The sequence below is a fragment of the Leptolyngbya cf. ectocarpi LEGE 11479 genome, assembly GCF_015207065.1.
Classification (GTDB): Bacteria; Cyanobacteriota; Cyanobacteriia; order Phormidesmidales; family Phormidesmidaceae; genus Leptothoe; species Leptothoe ectocarpi.
In genome coordinates this window covers 1-25,184 of record NZ_JADEXP010000048.1, presented here as the reverse complement: position 1 = coordinate 25,184, position 25,184 = coordinate 1, and the positions used below count along the sequence as shown (strand labels likewise).

Here is a 25,184-nt window from a genome sequence, read left to right as displayed (position 1 = left end):
GTAAAACTTTGCACTCAGCGCTCTAAAGATATGGGATAAGAATTAAAGGGCTTTCAAAATACCCACCCACTCGGAACAGGAACTAAGGACGAACGACGATGAAAAAATTAATGCGCGGTCTGCGTCAGTTTCAGGATACCTACGTTCCTTCCCATAAAACATTGATGGCCAATTTGGCCAAAGGTCAAAGTCCTAACGCGCTTTTCATTACCTGTTCCGATTCACGGGTCCAACCAGAACTAATTACCCAAGCAGAACTGGGTGAACTGTTTGTCATTCGTAACGCCGGCAATATTGTGCCCCCATTTGGCGCTACCAACGGTGGCGAAGGGGCCACTATTGAATACGCCGTCAAGTCTTTGAAAGTTAACCACATCATTGTTTGCGGTCACTCCAGCTGCGGCGCGATGAAAGGGCTGCTGCAAATTGGCAAATTAGAAGCCACAATGCCCTTGGTCTACAACTGGCTGATTCATACAGAAGCAACTCGTCAGCTGGTAGAGGATAACTACAACGATTTAGACAAAGCTGACAAGCTGGACATGCTGGTAGCGGAAAACGTTCTCACCCAAATCGAGAATCTGCGCACCTACCCAGCCGTTCGCTCCATGCTCCACAGAGGAAACCTATCGCTCCATGGCTGGATTTACAATATCAATGACGGCAGCATCCTCGCCTACGACTCTGATCGCCATGCCTTTGTCGCTCCATTTAGCGATCCCAGCAAACCCCTAAATAACGGCAGTACCCAGCCCACAGCCTACATGCCTGGAGAAAATCGTCTCGCTAGAAACCAGGCCGAAAGAATTTTCAAAGGCTCATACTAACTTCTTCCCCAACCCTTAAACGGATTTCTCACCAAATTTGAATTGTAATACCGAGGATCTCCGGTTACCTCTTCACCAATCCAGGTAGGCAGCTCCACCGTTTGCGACTCATGGGTGAGTTCTACTTCAGCCAGGATCAAGCCCTGATTCTCTCCTACAAACTCATCCACCTCCCAAACTAGATTGCCCATGGGTATGCGGTAACGGTGCTTCTCAATCAGAGGCCGCTGACACAGCTCGCTCAGCATAACCTGCGCATCTGCCAGCGGAATTGCATACTCAAATTCAGATCGGCTGATGCCCATCGTTAGTCCCTTGATTGTGAGATATCCCTGCTCGTCCACAATTCGCACCCGCACCGTTTGGTCACCCTGGGTGGGGATATAGCCCTGGCAGTAGTACTGCCCTGTCGCCAGGTCACGCCAGCCATCATTTTTCAACAAAAATTTCCGTTCGATTTCTTTAGCCATTAATTTTCAAATTTATTTTCGTAGCGGCGTTCCGTGGAACGCCGCTACGAAATAATCATTTTCTCAAAAACAAAAATGCGTCTACTTCACGGGGGGTGGGCTGCCCCGAGATCGCACCTGCGCGAGTCGTCGTCAAAGCCCCCACAGCAGTGGCATAGCGCACTATCTCATGGGCACAGTCAGCATCCAGAAGACAGCTGCGCCCACGGGCACATAGCTGATGTAAAAAACCGGCCACAAACGCATCGCCAGCACCGGTCGTATCTTCCACATCCACATCAAAACCGGGCACCTGGCCACTGTGGCCACCCAGAGAATAGCGGCAGCCAGCCGCACCAGCCGTTACTAACACCCCTTCTAAATGAGGGTATTGGGCTGCGATCTCAACCGGATCTGTAGTATCCACCAACCACTGGGCTTCCGTATCAGATAGCTTGAGAAACGCAGCATGTTTGAGCAAATCTTTGATCGGCCCCATGGCAAGGGCTGGGTTTTCCCAAAACATGGGTCGCCAGTTGATATCCAGTACCACTCGGCCATTTTGCGCTTGAATCCACTCCACCGCCTGCAGCATAGACTCGCGGGTTTCAGGATAGGCCAACCCTAGGGTACCAAGAACAAGGTATTTGGCACCTTTGAATAGATGGGTATCGATGCGATCGCAAATCAAATGAGCATCCGCAAACCCTGCCGGATCAGGTAGAGAAAACCCAGCAAAAGATCGCTCGCCTGTCTCATCTGTCAACACATACACTTCACGGGTGGGAGCGGTCGGATGCTGCTGCAGTCCGCGAGTCCCCACCTGCAAATCTGCCAACAGTCGCGCCAGCGCTTTTCCCCAGGTATCAACACCAACCACACCAATAAATTCTGCCGCAGTCCCCAACTTAGCCAGTCCACAGGCCACATTCGCTGGCGCACCGCCGGGCAGGGACATTTTTTTATGCTGTCCTCCTGCCCAAAAGCTGTCTACTAAAACTTCTCCCAGACAGACCACTGGACTCAACGGATTATTCATCCTCGCCTCCGAACCATTGCTCCCAGCACATGCTGACAGCCCCTAATATAGGTGGCTCTCAGCCGAAAGTACAGAGTGCTAGCAAGCTGTAGACAGCAGATTAATTAGGCGTTACTGATCTCAACTATGGTTTCATTTGCCCCTACACCCTCAATACAACCGACTCAGTACATAGCCTGACAGGGCTTCTAATGCTCGCTTTGGCTCTGACTGGGGTAAGCCCGTCAGATTTTCCACCGCCCGTTCAATATGCTGAGCGGCCAAATCACGCGAACGATCAATGCCACGGCTGGCCTTGACCAACGCTATCGCCTCGTCAAAGTCTCCGTCCTGGGCAAATTCCCGCTCAATCAATGGGGTCAGATAGGAAGTCTCCTCCATAGCGTAGAGAACCGGAGCCGTCAGATTACCACTGAGTAAATCAGACCCTGCCGGTTTACCCAGCACCTCTTCAGACCCAGTAAAATCCAAAATGTCATCGACAATCTGAAAGGCCAGTCCCAGATTCCGACCATATTGATATAGAGACTCTGCCAGCGCATCCGATGTCTGACTCAACACCCCTACTGACTTACAGCTATTAGCAATCAGCGATGCCGTCTTGTAGTAGCTCTTCATCAGATAGGCATCGATAGACAGCGTGGTATCAAATCGATTCAGACCCTGTTGAATCTCACCCTCAGCCAGGTCCATAATCACGCGGGACAGCAGCTTCACTACAGTCAGATTATCCAAATTAGCTAAATGCCAGGACGACTGAGCAAACAAAAAATCTCCAGCCAGCACCGCCACCCGATTATTAAAGCTACTGTGGACCGTTGGGACACCACGGCGCAGCGACGACTCATCCACCACATCATCATGCACGAGACTAGCGGTATGGATCATCTCTGTGATCTCCGCCAGACGAAAGTGCCGCGCTGGAATATCAGCTGCCATCACCGTCGCCCGTGATAGCAGCAGCACAATAGCTGGTCGAATGCGTTTCCCACCCGCCCCAAATAAATGTTCTGCAGCGGCGTAGAGAATAGGATGCCGAGCACCGACCAGCTGCTTAAGGTTATCCGTCAGCAGACTGAGATCTGCTTCGACGGGGGCAAACAGCGATGTTGTTGAAGTCATGGGAGGAAATGCTCAGACGGCTTGATTACGAAATTTTAAGTAATCCATATTCATTCTAAGCTAACGGCTCAGTTGGTGTCGTAAATCCATTCAGAAAATCTGGAAACTCCCCTGTGTCAGCCTATTTACAGCTTCTGAGATTGGACATCACACAAAGAGCACGATCTGGCTAGTATTGATTAGATATTTCTATTTCTTTTTTTTAATTAGGTCTATGTAAATAACAAATGCTTATGTTAATCTAATAGTAGGAATTGAAAAATTTAATAGCAAGCTCAATGACAGGGATTTATCGGTGCATGTGCGCTTCTAAATGCGTATGGAGTGACGAGCGATACTGCAACACTGTCAGCGCTGGGTAATCCTGGTATCAAAGCTTTTTGATTATTGAGTCTACTGATTAGGTTAATACTAGCCTTTGTGCTGTCAGTTCCTGCTGCCTGCTTTTTTTGGCATGCAAACCGTCTTTGTTCCTCCCCTCCCCTGGCTACGTCGATGACCCACTCCTTCACCCCTTTACTGATATTGGTACTTGCCATTAGTTACTTACTTATGGTCTATATCTTGTTCGCGGCAGTTCAACACTTTATAAGACGCCGAGAACAGATGCTGAAATGAAGCTGGCTGGCAAATAGTAATCAACGATTCTTTTAGGTCGTATATATTTATCGCCAGAGATAGTTCAACGCTCGTGTCACACGTCTCTATTCATGATTATTTCCCAGGGCAACGGGCTAGCTATTAGATGAGCTAGCCCGTTGCTTTAATAGGGCACGCCTGGAGTCAGGCTAAAGTTAACGGATATTTTTTTCTGACTATTTATTTAGATGCTTGATTCAATGTCAGGAAATGATTGCATATCTTCAGCCAATTATGTATTCCCGAAAACAACTTAGGGCGGTAGCATGGACAGAAGTTTTAAGCAATAGGCAAGCAACTTGAGTTCAGCCTCCGACGTTTCTGCCTCCACCCCCTCCGGCAGGACCACTGTTCCATTTCCTGCCAGCATCGTCCACCTAGATAATGGCTTAACCGTAATTCATCAGGAGATTGCAACGACACCTGTTGTCGTTGTCGATGTGTGGGTTAAAGCCGGGGCACGCTACGAGCCCGATACCTGGACAGGTATGGCCCACTTTTTAGAACACATGGTGTTTAAGGGGACCGAGCAAATTTTACCGGGTATGTTTGATGCGGCCATTGAGAGTCGAGGCGGGCTGACTAATGCAGCCACCAGTCATGATTATGCCCACTTTTATATGACGGTGGCCGCTGATGATTTAGCCCATGCCTTGCCCTACCTCGCCGATCTTTTACTCCATGCCGCTATTCCAGCGGATGAATTTGTGCGAGAACGTCATGTGGTGATTGAAGAGATTCATCAGTCCTGGGATGATCCTGACTGGATTGGATTTCAGACACTGTCAGAAATGCTCTATGGCAATCATCCTTACGGACGTTCCGTTTTAGGGTCTCCTGATGGTTTACAAGAGCGGTCGCCAGAGGAAATGCGCCGGTTTCATCACACCTACTATCAGCCTGGCAATATGCAGGTGGTGATCACGGGGGGTGTCTCCCTGGGCCGAGTATTAGAACTAGTGCAGACAACATTTCGTAGATTTGCCCAGCCAGAATTGTGTCCGACGGTGGGTTGGAGCGCACCGCCTCGATTGCTGACAAATCCTCACCAGACATTGGCACTGCCTCGATTGGAGCATGGTCGATTAATGATGGCTTGGCTCGGTCCTGGGATCGATGACTTAGCCACGGCCTGTGGTTTGGATATTTTGGCGACGGTGCTAGCCGAAGGGCGGATGTCGCGACTGGTGCGAGAACTCCGGGAAGATCGTCAGTGGGTTGATGAAATTATGGGTAGCTTTTCGGTTCAGCAAGACTGTAGTTTATTTGTCTTGTCCGCCTGGTTGGCTCCCAATCATTTAAAGGACGTGGAGCAGGTGATTTGCGATCGCATCGCAGCTCTAGCTACCATACCGATTGAAGCGGCAGAGCTAGAGCGCGCTCGGCGCCTCCTATGCAATGATTACGCGTTTTCTATGGAAACCCCAGGTCAGCTGGCCGGACTATACGGGTACTATGGAACCCTAGCCACTCCCGAATTAGCCCTCGCCTATCCTGACTACGTACGCGCCTATTCCCCAGAGCAACTCGTTCCCCTCGCCCAGCAATACCTATCGCCCCAACATTGCGGTACCCTGGCCCTAACCCCGGCATAATCTGCTTTTTCCCACCCTTCCTGATCCCTCACTACTAACTCTCAACCACAACACCTGTGACTGTATCCACTGCCCCAAAGCAAAACTCCATCACCACCTACTTGGGCAACGGCCTTAAAGTTATCGCCATCGAAAATTCAGCCGCTGATATTGTCTCAGCCCGTGTGTTTTTGCCCGTCGGCCAAGGGCATGAAAAACCAGAAAATGCAGGTATTTTTAGCCTCCTCACCTCCTTGCTCACCAGGGGTACCGCTCACCGCAGCTCCTTGGATATCGCCAAAGCGGTAGAATACGTCGGTGCCAGCCTAGGGGCCGATAGCGCATCAGACTACAGCTTGGTCAGTATCAAAACCGTCTCCGCCGATTTTGAGGAAATTTTCACCCTCGCAACCGAAGTCCTCAGAGAACCCAGCTTCCCAGAAAATGAAATTGAGCTAGAACGCAAGCTCACTATTCAAGGGCTGCGCTCAATGCAAGAACAGCCCTTCAGTGTTGCCTACAAATATTTTCGTGAAGGCATGTACGGTACCCATCCCTACGGTTTTTCCAGCATGGGTACTGAAGAAACCATCATGGCCATCCAGCGGGAGCATTTATTAGATGCTCATTGTCATCACTTTCGCCCTGACAACATGGTGGTGGTCATTGTTGGGCGTATTGATCCCGAGCGAGCTGTTGCCCTCGTCGATAAGCTCCTAGGCAATTGGAAAGCTCCCAATCAGCCAGCTCCGGAACCCCGATTACCATCCATCGAGTCTCATGCCTACCGCATCGTCACGCCCCAGGAAACAAATCAGGCGTTTGTCATCCTGGGCTATCTAGCGGCCTCCGTAAAGCATCCAGACTTTGCTGCTTTAAAACTACTGAGTACCCATCTGGGGAATGGTCTATCCAGTCGTCTATTCGTAGAACTGCGAGAAAAACAGGGGCTTGCCTATGATGTGTCAGCATTTTACCCAACGCGGCTAGGGCCTTCTCAGTTTGTGGCCTATATTGGCACTGCGCCTGAGAATACCTCTGTGGCCCTTGACGGTCTGCAAAGTGAGCTGCGCCGTCTTTGTGAAATTCCCCTAACTCCCCACGAACTACAGGTTGCCAAGAACAAAATGCTAGGCCAATATGCCCTAGGCAAACAGACCAATGGACAAATTGCGCAGCTGCTAGGCTGGTATGAGATTTTAGGTCTAGGTATGGAGTTTGACACCACGTTTCAGGCTGATGTCGCTGCTGTGACCATTGAAGAAGCCCAGGCAGCTGCCAAGCGATGTTTTGTGGACTCCTATATTTCAATTTTAGGACCAGCAACAGCAGTAGAAGCACTGCGATAGTGAGCCGACCGAAAACTACATCGATCAAAATGAGCACTAGCACTCAGAGCAGCTCAAGGCTTTCCCTCGTAAAATCCTCCTAATGTGAGAGCCAACTCCTTCACACCTTCCGAAAAGAAGTTGTTGTTTGTGACAACAAAGCAGATAACAACTTTTGGATGGTGCAACAATTGTCGAGAAGTCTTTTCGAGAACAATCTAGAGTAACGGTGATACTTGAGTTCGCATCCAACCCATCGCCTTGACAACAATCTTTTCTTCCTTCTAAAAAGTCTGCTGCAGAGTACTGATAAGAACCATAATCAACACAGTACGCAATAATCTAAGAAAGAATAAAATTTGATCTACTCATAGCCCTGCCCCTACCTATGTCTACCCCACCGTCTCCCCAAACTCACTTCTGGATCTGGCAAGGCTTCTCCATCCGTTATCAAACTGCAGGTACTCAAGGCACACCGCTACTCCTCATCCATGGCTTTGGTGCCCACAGCGACCACTGGCGCAAAAATATCCCCGACCTCGGCACGACTCATCGCGTCTATGCCATTGACCTGATCGGCTATGGGCAATCCGCTAAACCAGCGCCTGGTGAACCCCTTACTTACACGTTCGAAACCTGGGGCCAGCAAATCATCGACTTCTGCCAAGAAATCATTGGCGAACCCGCTTTTCTCATCGGTAACTCTATTGGCTGTATTGTTGCCATGCAAGCAGCCACTATGGCACCTGCACAAATTCTAGGCCTGGTTGTCCTTGACTGCTCACTGCGGCTACTTCACGATCGCAAACGCGCCACCCTGCCCTGGTACCGCAACGCACCTACTCCACTGATCCAAGCTATTCTCAACTACAGACCCATAGGACAGTTCTTCTTCTCCCGACTGGCAAAGCCTAGAACTCTAAAGAATGTTCTAAGCCAGGCCTATGGTCGCAAAGCAGAAGTCACGGATGAACTGATTGAGCTGCTGCTGGCCCCTGCCCGTGACCCAGCAGCGGTGGATGTATTCGTCGCTTTTATCAGCTATTCTCAAGGGCCACTGCCTGAAGATTTGCTACCCCAGCTTACCTGTCCAGTGCTCATGATCTGGGGTGAAGCAGACCCGTGGGAGCCCATTGAGCTGGGTCGGGAACTCAGCAAGTATACAGTCGTCGAACAATTCATACCACTCGAAGGAGTGGGCCACTGCCCCCAGGATGAAGCACCCGAACTCGTGAATCCACTAATCACTGAGTGGGTGCAGCGGAAGGCGGTAGAAAGCTTAGTCTAATCAGACCTGGCTAGACCGCTTTCCACCCTTTAAGAGATCGGTGTTATCAGCAACATCTCTCCGCTTTCACCTGACCGTAGCCAAAAAAGTACCCTGGAGCACGAATGTGCATCGCAGGGTAGGGGCAACAGTTAAACGCTTGTGCTGTTATTAGAATCGCTTAGGTCATTCCCTCAGCGATTTGTCGTATGCCGATTTCTGGAGTGTCCTTAATTGCATAACGGTCTCACTTAGAACTCAGTAGGTCACACTACTTCAATAGATGAAAGATCTTTCATAACCTTGGTAAAGGTCTATAGCCAAACACTGACAGCTCTTAGAAGTCAGTATTTAAATAAAAAAGTACCCTGTGACACCAATGTGCAACAGGGTAGGGGCAACAGTTAAACGCTTGTGCTGTTATTAGAATCGCGCAAACAATCCGCCTCAGCAATTTATCGTATGCCGATTTCTAGAGTGTCCACAACCAAGCAATAGCAAAGCTTTCAGCCCTGTGAGCTACAACACTCACTCTTGTGATCCATGTCACTTATTATCCGTGATAAGACTTTGCCATGAGTTAAACCATAAGACAAGATTGCAAATCAACATTTAAACAAAAAAGTACCCTGCGACACCAATGTGCAACAGGGTAGGGGCAACAGTTAAACGCTTGTGCTGTCATTAGAATCGCGCAAACAATCTGTCTCAGCCATTTGTTCTATGCCGCTTCCTGGAGTGTCTATAACTCCATCACAGTTACTGTCTCAGCTAGGAAAGCTGTAAATAGCAAGTTCTGTAGTTAATCGACTCAGGCCCAAACCCATTAACGATAAAACTAAAATTGTGACGAATGCCAAACTGTTACCAACATCGCGAATTAGTAATTCCACTCGCAGTAGCAGAGCTGCCGCTAACATGACGAGAAAGTAGACAAAGATTTGAATCCACGAGACGACAACAACAGCGAGAGAAGCTGTGACCAGGGCCATGATGGTGTAGCCTACATCAGATTGAAACCCAAGCAAAAAGAAATTGCGTAGCGGTTTCCACAGAATGGTGAGCAGCGCCGCTTCGAGCACGGCATGCCCGAGGGCAAGCCACCAAATAAAGTCAGAGCTGTGGCGAGCGTGCAAAAAAGCACCAAAGCCCATATAAGCTAGCAACAGCAGCAGGGAGGATAACCAGGGCAGTTTTTTCATCATTGCCCTCACAGGTTGGTCGAAATCGCCTGTACTGGACAGGTAGGAATACATTGCTCACAGACAATGCATTGGGCTCGGTTAAAAACCAGTTTGAAACTTTCTGCATCTAAACGTAATGCGCCTGTGGGACATACGCCCGTACACAGACCACAGTGAACGCATAGATCGTCATCAATCAAGATTTCACGGCTGGATAGGGAAACACCTATGCCTTGGTTACGCATCCAGTCAATCGCCTCATCAAGCTGATCAATGTCGCCTGATAGCTCGATCACCCCTTTGCCTACCTGATTGGGGGCTACCTGGGCTCGAATAATATTGGCGGCCACATTAAAGTCCTTGGCCAGCCGATAGGTGATGGGCATATTCACCGTCTGTTTGGGAAATGTCAGGGTAACGCGCTTTTTCATTCCGCTAGACTAAAGAAGACGCTGTCAGGACGCCACAGGCGCTTTTTTATTCTATGTCGGTTAACTCCCCAGAATCGGGTGGTCTGGTGCAACGCTTGAGAAATTTTGTGGTGGTAGCGGTTGCTATCGTCTTGAGTGTGGCGGTGGTTTTAGGACTGCAAACCCGCACTCCGTCCGCCTCGCTCTCGGAAATGGCAGAGGCCTCTGTTCCACTAAATCAAGCCATAACGAACGGTAAGCCTACGCTGGTGGAGTTTTATGCTAACTGGTGCACCAGCTGTCAGGCCATGGCCGGAGATTTACAGCAGCTAAAAAATGAGTATCAGCAGGATGTGAACTTCGTCATGCTGAACGTGGACAACACTAAGTGGCTACCAGAAATGCTCCACTATCGGGTAGATGGCATTCCCCACTTTGTCTTTTTGGATGGGACCGGTAATGATGCGGGCGCGGCCATGGGTGAAATTCCCCGAGCAGTTCTGGCTCAGAATTTGACAGCGCTGACAGCGGGTGAGGATTTACCCTACGCCCAGGCTCAAGGTCAAACGTCCGAAGTAGAAACCGCACTAGAGCCAGCGGGTTCATCGGATGATCCTCGCAGCCATGGAGCCCAGGTGGTGCAGTAGACCTGTCGTTCTATGGGCCGATATGAGCGCCCTACTCGACTACAATTTCGCGTAGGGCGGGCTCCACTTTGGGATAGGCGTAGGAAAAACCAGTGGACTGGGTGCGTTCTGGTAATACTTTTTGGCCTTCAAGCACCACTACAGCACCATCGCCTAGGAGGGTTTCAATCACAAAGTCAGGTACGGGTAGCCAAGAGGGACGATTCATAACTTTGCCAAGGGCATCGCACAGCTCAGACATACGTACAGGATGCGGTGCGGTGCCATTGTAGACGCCGGACATAGCCTCGTCCGTCAGGCCCTGTATAAACAGGCTAACCAGGTCATCACGATGGACCCAGGAAAACCACTGTTTGCCGCTGCCGATGGGGCCACCTGCGTAGAGCCGGAAAGGGGTGAGCATCTTTGCGATCGCACCCCCCATGCCCAATACAATCCCAATTCGGATGGTCACTAGCCGCGTACCGTAGGCGGTCACCTTATCGGCTGCGGCTTCCCAGCCCTGACACACCTGGGATAAAAAGTCCTGCTGGATCGGCTCACTCGTTTCATAAAATTCAGCCGTTTCACTGGTGCCGTAAAACCCAATCGCCGAAGCACTCACCAGCACCTTGGGCTTGACTGCCGCCTTGCCAATCGCCTCGACCAGTTTTTCAGTGCCGATCACCCGGCTATTCATAATCTCCTGCTTGCGCTCGGGGGTCCAGCGCTCTGCAATCGCTTCACCCGCCAGGTTGATAACACCGTCACAGCCTGAGATTTCCGATTGCCACTCCCCCGACTGCTGAGGGGTATAGCCAACGATCTCTACTTGCTTAAAGACAGATGCTGGAAAGACTTTTCTAGCCCGTTCCGGGTTGCGGGCAAAGACTTTAATCTGGTGCCCCGCATCATGAAGCCGCTGCACTAGACGCGATCCGATAAATCCCGTTGCTCCAGTTACTGCCACTTTCATCATTACCTACTCCCCTGGATCGGCTACACAGCTGGCTTTTCTCTCATGGTAGCGGTATTCGATCCCGGTTCATACCGTGGAGCAATCCAATCAAAGTCAATTTCGTTTAGGTAGTCTACGGCCCAAGTAGCACGGCGCTGAATCATGTGATAAGGATAGATTTGAGCCACGCCAACGACGGGAATATGGGCCGCCTTAGCCGCTTCGATCCCGGCAAAACAGGATTCTATGGCCAGACAGTTTTGCGGTGTAAGGGCCAGCTCAGGGTGACTCAGGTTAAGCTGATCTATCGCCGCTAAATAACTGGTGGCAGCCGGTTTACTCGCAGCCACAGGCATATCGCTAGCAGAAACTAGTAGGGAAAATCGATCGCTCAGGTTAGTCGCCGCCAGCACCTGCTCTACATCAGCCCGCTGAGCACCCGTGACGATGGCCGTTACGTATTGCTTGGTGCGAATGCGATAGAGCAAATCGTCTAAACCAGCATAGGGGGAAAGTTTGGATTGCGATCGCAGCCATTCCCCATAGCCCTCAGCCTTTTTACGCAGCAGTCCGTCTAGATAGTCATCTCGGACAAAACGCCCTCGCTGCTGCAAAATTGCCGCCAACCGAGCCCGATCGCTACGGCCACACATCTCTCTGTATTCGTCTGGGTCAAACCGCAGGTTTTCAGCCAACAGCAGCTCAGCTATCAGCCGTGGATGGACCTCATCATCATTGATGACGACACCGTGAAAACCAAAGAATACTGCCTTGAGCATTGTGCCAAATTACGAGATTAGAGATCTTGACAAACACCCTCAAAAAGGAGTGTGTTGGCGCTCTAACTACGCCAAACAAACATTCATAAACATGTCCTTAAGTTAGACATCAAGTATGCCAGTAACGTCTTAGTATTAAATATTACCCCTTAGGGAATGAGCCTTGGGGAATGAGAGCACACTCCTGGTTAATCCATTAGGTTTGTAAAACTATGCATCTGCTTGCCAAAAAAAGTCTCATTAGTGAAACAGCCATACCTGTGATCCTACAGTGGTGGCAGCAACGGAAACGTCTGGCCACCTCTGGAAACGTACTTAGCAATCCGGTTGTTAAAAACGTTGACTCTACGTATCTAGACAAGTATCAGCGACTCATAGATATCTATACCGTCGTCAAATCCGGCGGTGCCGCCGCCCAAATCCAGGCGGCTAACGACCACTGGAAACGTGAACGCGACGCCATCACCCGACGACTTGATCAAATCAGCAATAAACCTGAAGCCACTGACGAATACCTGCGTCTGCTCCACGAGGCCAAAGAGCTAGAAAGCTCTACCCACTGGCGGATCGAGCAGCTCAAGGAGATTCATCCTGAAGAAGAAAACGCCGTACTTGGATATCTGCCAGAGATTGAGCAGGTTTTAATTCGCTAAACCGATCGTGAGCCGTGTAGGGTCGTTCCATGGAACGACCCTACATCTGGAAATAAGACATCTATGGACTCCTATGACATCGTAGTCATCGGCAGCGGCATCGGGGGCCTCGTGGCCGCTGGGTTACTCGCTCGCTACGGTCGACGGGTGCTGGTGTGTGAAAGCCATACCCTGCCCGGTGGCGCGGCCCATGCCTTTAAGCGTCAGGGATTCACCTTTGATTCTGGTCCCTCTTTTTACTGTGGATTGGCAGATCCGAACTCCTGCAACCCTCTAAGGGAAGTCTTAACTGCCCTAGGTGAATCAATTGCAACTGTCACCTACGATCCGCTGGGGCACTACCATTTCCCCGATAGAACCCTAGCGGTTTATGGGGATGCTGATCGTTACCAAGCATCGCTAGCAGAGGTCAGTCCCCAAGCAGCGCAAGAACTAAAAGCCCTTACAGCCAAGATGCTGGCGATCTATCGCCCCTTGGGGTCAATTCCCACACTGGCGTTGCGGGCCGATGGCTGGCTGCTGCCAGTGTTAGCGCAGCGCTATCCCAAAGCCATGCTGCAGCTGCTGCCTCAGCTAAGAGGTCTGGGGCGTTCCATGGGGGACTTTGTGGATGAAACAGTCCAGGACCCATGGCTGCGACAGCTGATTGACTTAGAATGCTTTTTGCTATCTGGGATGAAGGCCCATGACACCGTCGCTCCTGAAATGGCCTTCATGTTCGGAGAGCGCACCGCCTCTGTCATTGACTATCCCATGGGTGGCAGCGGTGCCCTCGTCGAGGCCCTAGTGCGCGGTCTAGAACGCTGGGGCGGTCAGATTCGCCTGGGCACCCATGTCAACAAAATCTGGGTGGAGAATAATCGAGTTCAGGGAGTGATCCTCAAAACTGGCGAACGGATCCGGGCTGACCAGGTGATCTCCAATGCCACCCTGTGGGATACCTGCAATCACCTGCTGGAAAAGACTGATTTGCCCGCACGCTATCGGCAACGGTCCGTGAGCACCATAGCGGTCGATAGTTTTATGCACCTACACCTGGGTATTCGGGCTGCAGGTCTAGAAGATCTCACCATTCACCATGTGGTGGTGCATGATACCGACCAAGACATCACTACCCCCGGCAATACCTGTATGATTTCTATCCCATCTGTCTTGGACCCATCCCTGGCTCCAGAGGGGCACCATGTGGTGCATGCCTATACGCTAGAACCCTGGGACGACTGGCAGCAGGACACTGATAACAGGACTACTGACAGGGCTGCCTATGAAGCGAAAAAAGAGGCCAAATCGAAGACACTAATTCGGGCTTTGCAGAAAGTGATGCCGGATATTTGCGATCGCATCACCCTCAAACTGATCGGCACCCCCCTCACCCATCAACGCTTTCTCCGTCGTCACCAGGGCACCTACGGTCCTGCCATCGCCGCTGGCCAGGGCCTATTCCCAGGCTGTAAAACTCCCATCAAAGGTCTCTATCGCGTGGGGGACAGCACCCTGCCCGGCATCGGTGTGCCTGCCGTCGCTGCCTCCGGCATTCTCTGTGCGAATAGCCTCGTCAGCCCGAGGGAAGCATTGGCTCTATTAGATTTATAGACTTAGACTTATAGATTTTGTATGCTGTTGCTAATGTGCCTAGATCCAAGGCACCCCCATGGGCCAATACAGCACCGTAATCGACACCTGCTCCTGGCGTAAATAGGCCGTCATCCGACGCTGGACATTACCCACGGACTGACGGACATCAAAGGTTTTCAAACGAGCCCAGGAAAGTAACGTTTCGCGTTCTGCACGAGCCCGCTCAGGGGAAACAGTACGCAGCCAGCCTTGGACACTGTCCGGTAGGGTTTGGGTCATCCGCAATGGGAGGGTACCGGTGGAAAATCCTTGGGCATAGGCGGGCTCTAAAAAGACCTGATAGGTTTCTGCCTGATCGGTCTGCTGCATGATCACACTCAAGGAAAGCGCCTTGAGATACTGACGCAGACTTGTGGTTTGCTCCCCCGACAGCTCCGGCATAAATGGAATCTGGGTGAGGGATTCATTCACATTATCCGGATCGCCCACGCTCAGGTGAGTTCCCCCAATCACCGCAATTAGATGATTATCAGCGCCTTTGAGCTGGTCAAATGGCCCCAGCTGCTGAGCCAGGGTGGGTGTAACACCATCCTTGGTACCTGTGAGAATAATGCTCGGGACATTGACCTCAGATAATCCCTTGCGACCAAACAACTGGCCGACCAATGGGTTCATGGCAATGACCTGGGTAATGCGCTGATCGCTCAAATCCGCCGTCATCACCGGTAACTCAACCGCTGCACACTGTAGCCAGTCGGCTGGCGATAGGCCTACGGGCGTCAGACTGTCACAAAAGGGCGGCAGCGCCGATAAGTCTAGCTGGGCTCCTGCTAAAGCAAATCCGGTGTATCCCCCCAGGGAATGGCCGATCAGTACGACCTTGTCAGTATCAAACTTGCCCCCTAGCATGGGAGATATCTGCTCCATCCACTCCAGACGGTCTAGAACGTAGGTCACGTCACGGGGGCGATCTAGAAACTCACTGGCTGGCAGAATACGACTAGGCTCTTCTACCGCCGTCGGATCCAACGGAGTATTGTTAAGGGCATCAACGTTACTACCCACATGCTCCACAGCGACAACGGTAAATCCATGGGAGGCTAAATGCTTCCCCACATAGGTCAGAAAACGACGGTCGGCGGCAAAGCCATGGGAAAGCACAACCAGCGGAGCATCTTCAATAGCAGCCTGCTCCGGTACGTATAGATCTAGGGGGATAAGCCGGTCGCGATCGCGATCTATAAACCGAAATGAGCGCTCGGTCACCTCAACTGAACCGTCAGCAGCAGGGTCAAGATTATCGGGTAGATCCAACCGATCGCTTACCAGCAGTTCCTGCTCCAATACGCTGCTCAGGGCATCCCCTTCCAACCGCGACAGATTCAGCTGCGACACCAGGGCCAACGCAGCGGTAAGATCAACATCCAGGGTCTCTTGGGGTACGGCCCGCAGCACCCCAAGCATATTTAAGCCATTGGTCTGTTTGGCCGCCAGGCTAATAGCCGCACGGATTTGCTCTACCGTCAGCCCCGGTGCTACCCGAGTTAATGAGTCCAGTAATAGTTCACCGTTAGGCGATGCCAAAATATCAGCCACCATCCGATCGGCCATGGCCGGGTCTAGCGCCACCCGGTTGTTGAGCATGGACCGAATCTCAGGGGTTAAAAATGCCTCATAAAGACTGAGGCGGGATGGCACCTGACCCGTGGTGGCAAATTCTTCGAGATCGCTGACATAGAGCGTCTGCTTAATCGGCCCCACTTGAATATTGATGCGCTCTGCAGCCTCCGCTGGTGCACCGAGCATGATCCCAAACGCCATAGCACTGCCCCACAGCAGCGATCGCAGCCGCCTCGATTTGAAACCAAACGGCAAAAGCTGGGCAGGCCGAGGCGATGGAGACGCCATACAAGCAGGGTGGAACATAGCGAAATGACAGTGGATAAGCAGACGATTTGAACGTAAGTTCCGAGAATAAGAAACAAGACCTACAGCCACTTAGTAAATCGTCGGATCATACCTAACATAGCAAGCAAAACTGGATGTTAGGGGTTGCTAATGTAGCGAACCAATGGGGCTTTAAATAGGACAGGACGTTAGGAACCTAACCGTTATTTCATCACAACAGCCGTAATGCCGGACAGATATCATATTGATTTAACCGGTGGGCTAGGCAATGTAACGAACAGAGCTGTGCGGCATTGCCCTTACTGACGCCGCCTAAGATCGGTTTGAAATCCCTGGCGCTGCAGCAACCGCCGTCGGCGCTGTCGGGCTAGGGCCTGCAGGTCCACATTACGATCCGTTTCATCCACAATTTCACCAATCAGGACTTCCAGCACATCTTCGAGTGTGACCACACCTGAGACACCACCGTACTCATCCACTACGATCATCAGATGTTCACGGGCGGTTTGAAAGGTTTTAAGTAATTTATCTGAGCGCTCAGTCGCTGGAATATAGCGGGCTTGACGCATGCAGCTGGTCACTGGGTCCTGGCCACGCCCCTGCACTAACGCCGCTAAGAGTTCGGCCTTAAGCGCTACTCCCAAAACATCGTCTAGCTCTTCACCGATAACGATGATACGGCTGTGCTGCGACTGCATGATTTCTTGCTGGGCGGCTTCTAAGGACTGATGACCTTCGAGGTAAGTAATGGCTACCCGAGGCGTCATGATATCCTCGGCAGCAATATCATTCATGCGAAAGACCTTTTGGATCATCTCGGCCTCATCATCTTCGATCAGCCCTTCTTGATATCCCAACATAGCCAATAATTTAATTTCGGCTTCATTGGTTACAGGGCGCTGATTTCCCTTGACTAATGGGGCTGTTAGTTTTTCTAACACCAAAATAATCGGCGTCATCAACCAGGTGAGGCTGCGCACTGGGACCGCCACAAACAAACCAAACTGCTCAGCGTAACGCTCACCGATGGTCTTCGGAACGATTTCGGCAAACAAAATGATCAAAAACGTCAGCACTCCTGAAAAAATGCCTAGCATCAGGTTGCCAAAGATCTCAGCGGCAATCCGGCTGACGACAAAGCTACCGACTATATTGAATATATTGTTAAGGATGACAATGGTAGCAATCGGTCGGCTGACTTTTTCCCGAATGGCTAGCAGAGCAACGGTGGCTGGATTACGATTTTGGGCGAGCTGTCGGGCTTTGAGCAGGGGGATGGAGAGCAGTGCTACTTCAGTGCCGGAACAGATAGCGGAACCGATGATAACGATCAAAACTGCGATCGCAAGTTGGGCCATGATGGGAGTAAAGACAACATATCGACAATCAACGGCAAAGGATTGCTATGATTCTGGCTAATTAAGCAACCGCCTTACACGGGGCCTACCCACAAGATAGGGGTGTTTTTGCTACAACTGTGGCTATTTCAACATACTGATCCCTTGCCCACTCGCACTAGCGCAGATTTGCCGAACTCTCACTGTCCACCTCTATATCTAAATATAGTTGCCTGACTCCTAATAGATACATAGACAATCCCAGGTTTTCTGATATTACTGATTGGGCTGTTAGAACTGTCGCAGCATTAAGCATTCGTGCTCAAATCAAGCACCGTGGCTGCCCCTTGCCCCAACCGACCCTTCCTGTCTTATTTCCTAGCACCTCTTACCATCCATGAGCGCAACTATCCTTGATGTCCGCAATCTGAAGGTTGAATTTGACACTGCTAACGCCAACATCAAAGCGGTGGATGGTATTTCCTTTCAAGTACAGCGGGGTCGCACCTTGGGCATTGTGGGGGAATCAGGCTCAGGAAAATCCGTCACATCTTTAGCGGTGATGGGGCTGGTGCCCAACCCACCAGGACGGATTACCAAGGGTGAAATTCTTTTTTCTGAGAAATCTGACGATACGCCAGTTAATCTATGCCAGGTCTCCCAAAAGCAGATGCAGGCCTATCGAGGTGGCCAAATTTCGATGATTTTTCAGGAACCGATGAGTTCCTTAAACCCCGTTTATACCTGCGGGTTTCAGCTAATCGAAGCGATTCAGCAGCATCAAACTATTACAAAGGCCGAGGCGGAAAAGCAGGCGATCGCTAGCCTCCAGGAAGTCAAATTGCTGCCTAGCGATGAAGAACTGGCCGCCATGGTCGCCGCTGAGCATAGCGATCGCAACGCCATTGCCCGCGCCGTCCAACAGCGCAAACAAGCCATTCTCAAACGCTATCCCCATCAGCTTTCTGGCGGTCAGCTCCAGCGGGTGATGATCGCCATGGCCATTGCTTGCAATCCGGCACTTTTAATTGCCGATGAACCCACAACCGCCCTGGATGTCACCGTCCAGTCGCGTATTCTAGACCTGCTGCGGGATCTGCGAGACCGGCGCTCCATGTCCATGATTTTTATCACCCACGATCTGGGCACCATTGCTGAAATTGCTGATGATGTGGCAGTTATGTATCGGGGCAAAATCGTTGAATATGGCCCCGTCGATCAAATTTTTGCCAAGCCAGACCACCCTTACACCAAAGGACTATTGGCCTGCCGTCCACGGCCCGAGCAACGATTACGCAAATTGCCCACCGTCGCTGACTACATGCAGGTCCAAGATGAACCCGACGGCGATGTAAAAATCTTTGCCCGCCATTTTGACGCCGATGAGGCGACAGAGCTAAACACCGAGGTCAGTGCCGCTGAAACCAGCCGTCGTCTAGAACAGCTCAGCGGTGAAGCCCCCCTCGTGACCGTGCAAAATCTCAAGGTGGGCTATCCGGTCAAAGGCGTCTTTGGCCAAACCACGCGCACCTTTATGGCCGTCGATGATGTGTCCTTTGATGTGTATCGGGGTGAGACCTTTGGGCTAGTGGGCGAATCGGGGTGCGGCAAAACAACGTTGGGACGGGCTCTACTGCGTCTGGTCGAACCCATGGCAGGCAATATTTTCTTTGAAGGGCGCAACATTCGGCAGCTGCCCAAGGGAGAAATGCGTAAGCTGCGCCGCGAGATGCAGGTAATTTTCCAAGACCCGTTTAGCTCCCTAGACCCGCGCATGAGCATTGGCAAAGCCATTGCAGAACCGTTAAAGATTCATCGCGTCATCCGCAGTCGTCGAAATCTTAAAGAGCGGGTGGCCTATCTCCTTGAGCGGGTGGATATCGACCCCGGCTGTGTCAATCGATTTCCCCATGAGTTTTCGGGCGGACAGCGACAGCGGATCTGCATTGCCCGAGCCTTGGCACTCAATCCCAAATTTATTATTTGCGATGAGTCGGTTTCTGCTCTAGATGTTTCGGTACAGGCGCAAGTGCTTAACCTACTTAAGGAGCTACAGGCAGAATTTGGCTTGACCTATGTGTTTATTTCCCACGACCTCGGAGTGGTGAAATTCATGAGCGATCGCATCATGGTGATGAACCAGGGCAAACTTGAAGAACTGGGTCCTGCCGACGCGATTTATAACAACCCACAGCAGGCGTACACCAAGCAGCTGATTGAGGCGATTCCGGCAGGTACCCTAGAACGAATTCAGGAGTTGCAAACGGCCAGGGGTGCGATCGCATCATAAGTCTCCCTTTAGTTCCGCTTAGTTCCGCTCTATCTGATCCATCCCCACAGGGACAAGTGCCGAATTTAGCAGTGAAATCAGCACTTGTCCCTACTTTTATGTAGCTTTCATAACAATTCTCTCACTATTTTATTAAGTCTCCGTAACCCTTGCCCATCAGATAGGGTTCGGCTCTTTTTCATTTGAATACGTTGCTATGAAGCCCGTTGAAATCACTGACACACCCTGTAATCCCAAAGGGGATAAGTTCCACAGGGTTCTATAAGCCATTTTGACCGCCTTCATCCAAAGGATGTGTCAAGGGGGACCGTTTGTTCAACAAGGTTTATCGATATCAAACGTCTGCTGACCATAACTAGCCACTATGCCCATTTGTAACCCCACTTCAAGATTCCCCACCCACAGCCAAAATTCCGCACAACAGACTGCTGTTGTCAAACCCGTCTCCACCATCATTTTTGATGCCCATGTGGATAACCTCCCCATGTTGTTGGCTGGCGTAGCCACAGGCGCCAATACCCATGTGCTATCCCCCGATCAAGATGGCATCGCCCAAATCACAACTATTCTTCAGCAGGCACCGACAACGTCCCTCACATTAGTTGCCCACGGCTTTTCTGGTGGTATCAACCTTGGGGCAAGCACCCTAGAGCTCAACAACTTGGCTCAATATGCCAGTCAGTTACAAGCATGGTTTAACTTAGCAGATTCGCCTCAGTTAACACTGATGGCCTGCAATGTAGCCGTTGGCAATGCTGGCGCTGAGTTTGTTGCAAAATTACAGGCCATCAGCAATGCCAAAATCGTTGCTAGCAACCGTCCCATCGGTAATGGCTACTGGCTACCTGAAGCCACCCAGCTATTTGAAGCAGCTACGTTGCAAAACTATCGCCATACCCTGGCCGATGGCTTTACCGGAGAATACTACAACGATCGAGAATTTGGTGAATTGGCACTCACTCGTGTCGATTCGTCCATAGATTTTGATTGGGGAGACAGTTCGCCTGATGAATCGATCGAGCCAGATACGTTCTCAGTCAGATGGACCGGGAAAATTGAACCCAAGTTTTCTGAAACCTACACATTCAAAACAGCCTCTGACGATGGTGTTCGTCTTTGGGTCGATGGCCAGCTCATTATTGATCAGTTTGTTGATCAAGGCACTACTGAACATACAGGAACCATCGAGCTACAAGCAGACACTCAATACGATATTCGGTTAGATTACTATGAAGGTGGCGGCGGAGCCGTTGTTCGTCTCTTCTGGTCCAGTGCTAGTCTGCCAGAAGAACTTGTAACCCCTGCTCCCGAGGCCGTGGACCCTGTTGACCCAGTGGACCCGGTGGACCCGGTGGACCCGGTGGACCCGGTGGACCCGGTGGACCCGGCCGAGCCACCAGAAACACCAGCTAATGATGATTTGGATGGTCTTCTGTCTGCAGCAACAGGAGATAACGTCTTAGAAATCACTCGACTGGGGAATGCACAAGTATTCAGCTTAACTGTTGAGATTTCTAAGATTCTTACCGTTGGCTCGCTAAAAATCTTTAGCACTGATGAGAACGGTAACAACCGCACTCAGATTGGCGCTTTCTCTGTAGTTGAAAATGAGAACAACGTACTACCTGACTTTACTCCCACATTTAATCTTCTGAGAAACGATCTCTTAAGTGTGACCCATCTTCAATTTGAACTGGAAGAGAAAGGTTTGACCAGTCTCGGAAAGCTTGAAGACCTGGGTGATGGCACATTCTCTTTAGTGTTTGAAGACGGCACTCAGCTCACCACAGCGCTCAAAGATGAGGTACCCAGCAGTCCCAATCTTTTGCAGGATGATGCGGCTATCATCGATCTCACAAACCTTACGGGGACTGTGTCCATCAGCGGTGAAATTCGTCGCGAAGCGTCCATGGATAACCTGGTAGATCTATACGTGACCGATGCTGATGGGGCTGTTTTTGATACCATGGGCAACAAGTATATGCCAGGTGATGCTGGCTATCAGGCAGCTGCGATCTCAAATCGCCTAAATATTAATCTTACCGGCGACCATGGAAAGACTAAAAGCTTCGATGCTACCCTAACAGGCGGTATGCATTTGGGCATATTTGTTGCTGTCGATGGCGTGGATCCAGAGGTCGCTACCACTGACCAAATACTCTTTAGCCACAGTGGTGAGAACAAAGACAAATTAGGCCGCACGTTTGACCACATTAAGACTCTGGGGGACAACACCTTTGGTGTTGAGGACCAGGCCAGGCTTGGAGATACAGACTTCAATGACATTGTGATCTCTTTCAATGTCGCCTAAAGTCATTAGTTAAATCTAAAGTCAAAAGACCGCTGATGAGCATGACTTGTCAGCGGTCTTTTCTTACGATTGTTACCCCATGGGGGATCTATGGCCTGCATCCACGACGCACTACACTAACCCATAGCCATGCCCACGATGTCCCATTGAAGCCTAATTTCGTAGGTGTTACCACGGGTACTCTGTACGCTGAGTCGCTGTGGTAGGCTGCGCAATAGCCTCCATTTTGCAAGACAATGATGCTATCTACCGCTTGGAATGTTGCTACCTTACCTAAGCGTCCCACGCTGGTTAGAATAGTTGCGATCGTGCTGCTGACGGTTGCAAACTTCCCTATCGCGGCCCAAGCCCAAATTACGCCGGATGGCACCCTGGGCGGTGAGCTATCAACGGTGACGGAGGGGGCCATGGTGCGGGGCGATCTGGCCGATCTGATTGAGGGCGGCGCGGTTCGTGGTAGCAATCTGTTCCACAGTTTCTTAGAGTTCAATGTGGGTGAAGGGCAGCGGGTGTATTTTGCTAGCCCAGTAGGCATTGAGTCGATCCTTAACCGGGTTACGGGTGATGCCCCGTCCAATATCTTCGGCATCCTGGGAGTGGACGGCAGTGCTGATCTGTTTTTGCTAAATCCCAATGGCCTTGTGTTTGGCGAGAATGCGGCCCTCGATATTGAAGGCTCGTTTTATGGCACTACGGGAAGTGCGATTGAGCTAGGCAACGGGGTATTTAGTGCAGTGGCACCGGAGCAGAGCCGCCTGCTCACGGTAAACCCCAGTGTGCAATTAGAGAACTACCTGACAGCAGCCTCTGGCAACATCGAAAACCGGGGCCAGCTGGCCGCCTCAGGCGACCTGATGCTAGTGGCAAACGTACTGGACTTACAGGGACAGATTGCAGCGGGCGACGACTTAACGCTGCTGGCCCTGGATGAGGTACAGATTCGTGATGCGAGCGAGACTCCCTTTATTGGCTTTGCAGGCGATGACCTCCTGGTGCAGGGCAATGAGCAGGTGGACATCGTGGTATTGAGTCATCCTGATAGCGGGTTGTATAGCTATGGGGATATGGTATTGCGCTCAGCCAATCCTGTCGGTGGTGATGCTCACTACTGGAGTGGAGGCAGTTTCAGAATAGAAACTTTGGATGGAGAAATAGGCGATCTTTTTAGTCCCATTGACCCAGTTATTCGTACTTTAGGCGATGTTGCGATCGGAGCCTACACAGGGACATCGCTGCACATTTTGGCTGGCGGATCTGTTCAACTTGGCACTGCAATAATTACAGGCCCTGCGGTCGGCGAATTAGGAATTGACTTTATACAAGAAACTATCGAGTTGTCAGATGGCACACCTATCCAAATAAATGGTGCTGCTCAACCCACTCTGGACGTACGAGCAGGAATATTGCCTGAAGCAATTGGTTTTCCAAACTTAGACTTGTTTCCAGGAATTGCATTTGGCACTGCCTTCACAGACATTCCATCAAACGCAGATATTAACGTGAATAATATCTTTATGAATGCTCCAGACGGATTAGTGTTGTTAACTAATCAATATGAGCCTAATGCTGAATTGAGCGCTGGCGATATTCGTATCGAGAATCCATTGACAGGGGGAGGAATTGTTGCAGGTAGTTTGCAACTCGGTGTCCCTGGAGGTGGAAAAATCGCCATAGATGCTCGTGATGATATCAGTGTTATTAATAGCGTTGTCACTACACTATCCCTTGAAGATTCCGGTAGTGAAATATTCCTTTTAGCAAAAGAAGACATTCGTTTAGATGGTTCCGGCGGTTTTATCACAGGTGCAGTTACAGGTGTGCCATTTGCATCAACAGCTAGGGGCGGGGATATTAGGGTCGCCGCAACAAATTTAGAGCTTAGCAACGGTGCACAAATCAACGCAACTACGCTCGGTCTTGGCGATGCTGGTAATATAACGATAGATTTACGAGGAAAAGCCTCCTTTGATGGCATTAATCCACTTAATCAAATCGTAACCGGCATTCGCAGTAGCGCGCTCGATACTGCGTCCACAGGCAATGCGGGACAAATTACGCTAAATGCAGAATCATTGTCTATTACTAATGGCGCTGGCATTGAGTCGGCGACAGCTGTGCAAGGAAATTCCGGGGATATAACCATTACAGTCGATAAAGATATTCAGTTAGATGGCAACACTATTCTGAATGTTCTAGATGCTAACGGCAATTTAGTTCCTGTCACACGTACGTCGTTTATCTCGACATCAGTGGGTGCCAGTGCTGCAGGACAAGGTGGCAACATTAACGTTACTTCAACTTCCGGATCGCTACTGCTTGAAGACGGTGCTCAATTCTTTGCTAATACTTTTGGCCAAGAAAGTAATGAGGGTCTTCCTTCAGATGCAGGCAACATCACCATCGATGTTGCCGAGAATATCAGCCTGAGAAGTGGTGCTCAACTACGCTCTGACACCTCTGGCCAAGGTAGTGCCGGGGAGATTACCTTGATGGCAGGCGAAACCGTTGAAATTGATGGCATTGAGTTGATTAATGATCAACTTACTCCTAGTGCTATCAGTAGTTCAGTCAGGCGAGATGTGGATCAATCGACTGGGGTGCCTATTATCTTTGCTGGAGCCGGCAATGCTGGAAATATTACTGTTGATGCGAAATCATTCGCCTTAACAAATGGTGCTGTAATTGAATCTGCCACATTCAATCAGGGCAATGCAGGGGATGTCACTATCATTGCCGATGGTGCGGTAGAACTCAGCGGTAATCGTACATTTGAAGTACCTAATGCTGAGGGTAACCTTGTACCCATTACACGCTTGTCCAATATTTCTACAACCGTGAGCGCTGGGGCTGTTGGGCAAGGGGGGGCTATTGAAATTGATGGCAGCTCATTACAGATGTCCGATAGGGC

The 25,184-nt window shown here is 50.6% G+C and carries 19 protein-coding genes; 10 read left to right on the top strand and 9 right to left on the bottom strand.

Features of this window, described 5'->3' with window-relative positions; genetic code table 11:
- Positions 1-98: 98 nt before the first annotated feature.
- On the top strand, positions 99-827 hold the full coding sequence (locus tag IQ260_RS07915) for a carbonic anhydrase (RefSeq protein WP_193992423.1): 729 nt from the start codon (positions 99-101) through the stop codon (positions 825-827).
- On the opposite strand, the gene IQ260_RS07910 is transcribed toward IQ260_RS07915, so the two are convergent.
- The 3 genes from IQ260_RS07910 to sds all read right to left on the bottom strand — a co-directional run bounded on the left by IQ260_RS07910 (position 824) and on the right by sds (position 3,437).
- Complete coding sequence (locus IQ260_RS07910; RefSeq protein ID WP_193992421.1) at positions 824-1,297, bottom strand: CYTH domain-containing protein; 474 nt, start codon at positions 1,295-1,297, stop codon at positions 824-826. The genes IQ260_RS07915 and IQ260_RS07910 overlap by 4 nt on opposite strands.
- 55 nt (positions 1,298-1,352) lie before the next feature.
- Positions 1,353-2,315, bottom strand: coding sequence for a carbohydrate kinase family protein (locus IQ260_RS07905; protein WP_193992419.1), 963 nt, complete (start codon positions 2,313-2,315; stop codon positions 1,353-1,355).
- A gap of 150 nt (positions 2,316-2,465) precedes the next feature.
- Entirely contained in the window at positions 2,466-3,437 is a 972-nt protein-coding gene (gene sds, locus IQ260_RS07900) for a solanesyl diphosphate synthase (protein ID WP_193992417.1), read from the bottom strand.
- 938 nt (positions 3,438-4,375) lie between these two features.
- Between sds and IQ260_RS07895 the strand changes: the two genes are divergently transcribed.
- The 3 genes from IQ260_RS07895 (at position 4,376) to IQ260_RS07885 (ending at position 8,266) form a co-directional block, all read left to right on the top strand.
- Positions 4,376-5,671: a M16 family metallopeptidase gene (locus tag IQ260_RS07895; RefSeq protein WP_193992415.1), complete on the top strand. Its 1,296-nt coding sequence runs from the start codon at positions 4,376-4,378 to the stop codon at positions 5,669-5,671.
- Between the two features lie 56 nt (positions 5,672-5,727).
- A complete protein-coding gene (locus IQ260_RS07890) occupies positions 5,728-6,999 on the top strand; it encodes a M16 family metallopeptidase (RefSeq protein ID WP_193992413.1) in 1,272 nt (423 codons plus the stop codon).
- Positions 7,000-7,366: 367 nt separating this feature from the next.
- Positions 7,367-8,266 (top strand): alpha/beta fold hydrolase, encoded by a 900-nt coding sequence (locus tag IQ260_RS07885; protein WP_193992411.1) that lies wholly within the window; start codon positions 7,367-7,369, stop codon positions 8,264-8,266.
- Positions 8,267-9,012: 746 nt separating this feature from the next.
- On the opposite strand, the gene IQ260_RS07880 is transcribed toward IQ260_RS07885, so the two are convergent.
- Positions 9,013-9,450: a hypothetical protein gene (locus IQ260_RS07880; RefSeq protein ID WP_193992409.1), complete on the bottom strand. Its 438-nt coding sequence runs from the start codon at positions 9,448-9,450 to the stop codon at positions 9,013-9,015.
- Positions 9,451-9,455: 5 nt separating this feature from the next.
- On the bottom strand, positions 9,456-9,860 hold the full coding sequence (locus IQ260_RS07875) for an NIL domain-containing protein (protein WP_193992408.1): 405 nt from the start codon (positions 9,858-9,860) through the stop codon (positions 9,456-9,458).
- 53 nt (positions 9,861-9,913) lie between these two features.
- On the opposite strand from IQ260_RS07875, the gene IQ260_RS07870 reads away from it, so the two are divergent.
- Positions 9,914-10,486 carry a thioredoxin family protein gene (locus tag IQ260_RS07870; protein ID WP_193992406.1) on the top strand — a complete coding sequence of 191 codons (573 nt, stop codon included), beginning with the start codon at positions 9,914-9,916 and terminating at the stop codon, positions 10,484-10,486.
- Between the two features lie 31 nt (positions 10,487-10,517).
- Here IQ260_RS07870 and thyD read toward each other — a convergent pair whose 3' ends face one another.
- On the bottom strand, positions 10,518-11,444 hold the full coding sequence (gene thyD / locus IQ260_RS07865) for a thylakoid membrane protein ThyD (protein WP_322744920.1): 927 nt from the start codon (positions 11,442-11,444) through the stop codon (positions 10,518-10,520).
- A gap of 20 nt (positions 11,445-11,464) precedes the next feature.
- Positions 11,465-12,202, bottom strand: a complete 738-nt coding sequence (locus IQ260_RS07860; RefSeq protein WP_193992404.1) for an HAD family hydrolase — start codon at positions 12,200-12,202, stop codon at positions 11,465-11,467.
- A 212-nt stretch (positions 12,203-12,414) separates the two neighbouring features.
- On the opposite strand from IQ260_RS07860, the gene IQ260_RS07855 reads away from it, so the two are divergent.
- Positions 12,415-12,855: a hypothetical protein gene (locus IQ260_RS07855; protein WP_193992403.1), complete on the top strand. Its 441-nt coding sequence runs from the start codon at positions 12,415-12,417 to the stop codon at positions 12,853-12,855.
- A gap of 63 nt (positions 12,856-12,918) precedes the next feature.
- Positions 12,919-14,448 carry a phytoene desaturase family protein gene (locus tag IQ260_RS07850; RefSeq protein WP_193992401.1) on the top strand — a complete coding sequence of 510 codons (1,530 nt, stop codon included), beginning with the start codon at positions 12,919-12,921 and terminating at the stop codon, positions 14,446-14,448.
- A gap of 39 nt (positions 14,449-14,487) precedes the next feature.
- On the opposite strand, the gene IQ260_RS07845 is transcribed toward IQ260_RS07850, so the two are convergent.
- The gene (locus tag IQ260_RS07845; protein ID WP_193992398.1) at positions 14,488-16,356 is read right to left on the bottom strand and encodes an alpha/beta hydrolase; all 1,869 of its coding nucleotides are present in this window, start codon (positions 16,354-16,356) and stop codon (positions 14,488-14,490) included.
- Between the two features lie 281 nt (positions 16,357-16,637).
- Entirely contained in the window at positions 16,638-17,696 is a 1,059-nt protein-coding gene (locus IQ260_RS07840; RefSeq protein ID WP_193992396.1) for a hemolysin family protein, read from the bottom strand.
- A gap of 376 nt (positions 17,697-18,072) precedes the next feature.
- Here IQ260_RS07840 and IQ260_RS07835 point away from each other — a divergent pair, with 376 nt between their 5' ends.
- The 3 genes from IQ260_RS07835 to IQ260_RS07825 form a co-directional block, all read left to right on the top strand.
- Complete coding sequence (locus IQ260_RS07835) at positions 18,073-19,965, top strand: ABC transporter ATP-binding protein (RefSeq protein WP_193992394.1); 1,893 nt, start codon at positions 18,073-18,075, stop codon at positions 19,963-19,965.
- Positions 19,966-20,329: 364 nt separating this feature from the next.
- Positions 20,330-22,276 (top strand): DUF4347 domain-containing protein, encoded by a 1,947-nt coding sequence (locus IQ260_RS07830; RefSeq protein ID WP_193992392.1) that lies wholly within the window; start codon positions 20,330-20,332, stop codon positions 22,274-22,276.
- A gap of 236 nt (positions 22,277-22,512) precedes the next feature.
- Positions 22,513-25,184 (top strand): two-partner secretion domain-containing protein (locus tag IQ260_RS07825; protein WP_193992390.1); only part of this gene is annotated, 2,672 nt, incomplete at its 3' end.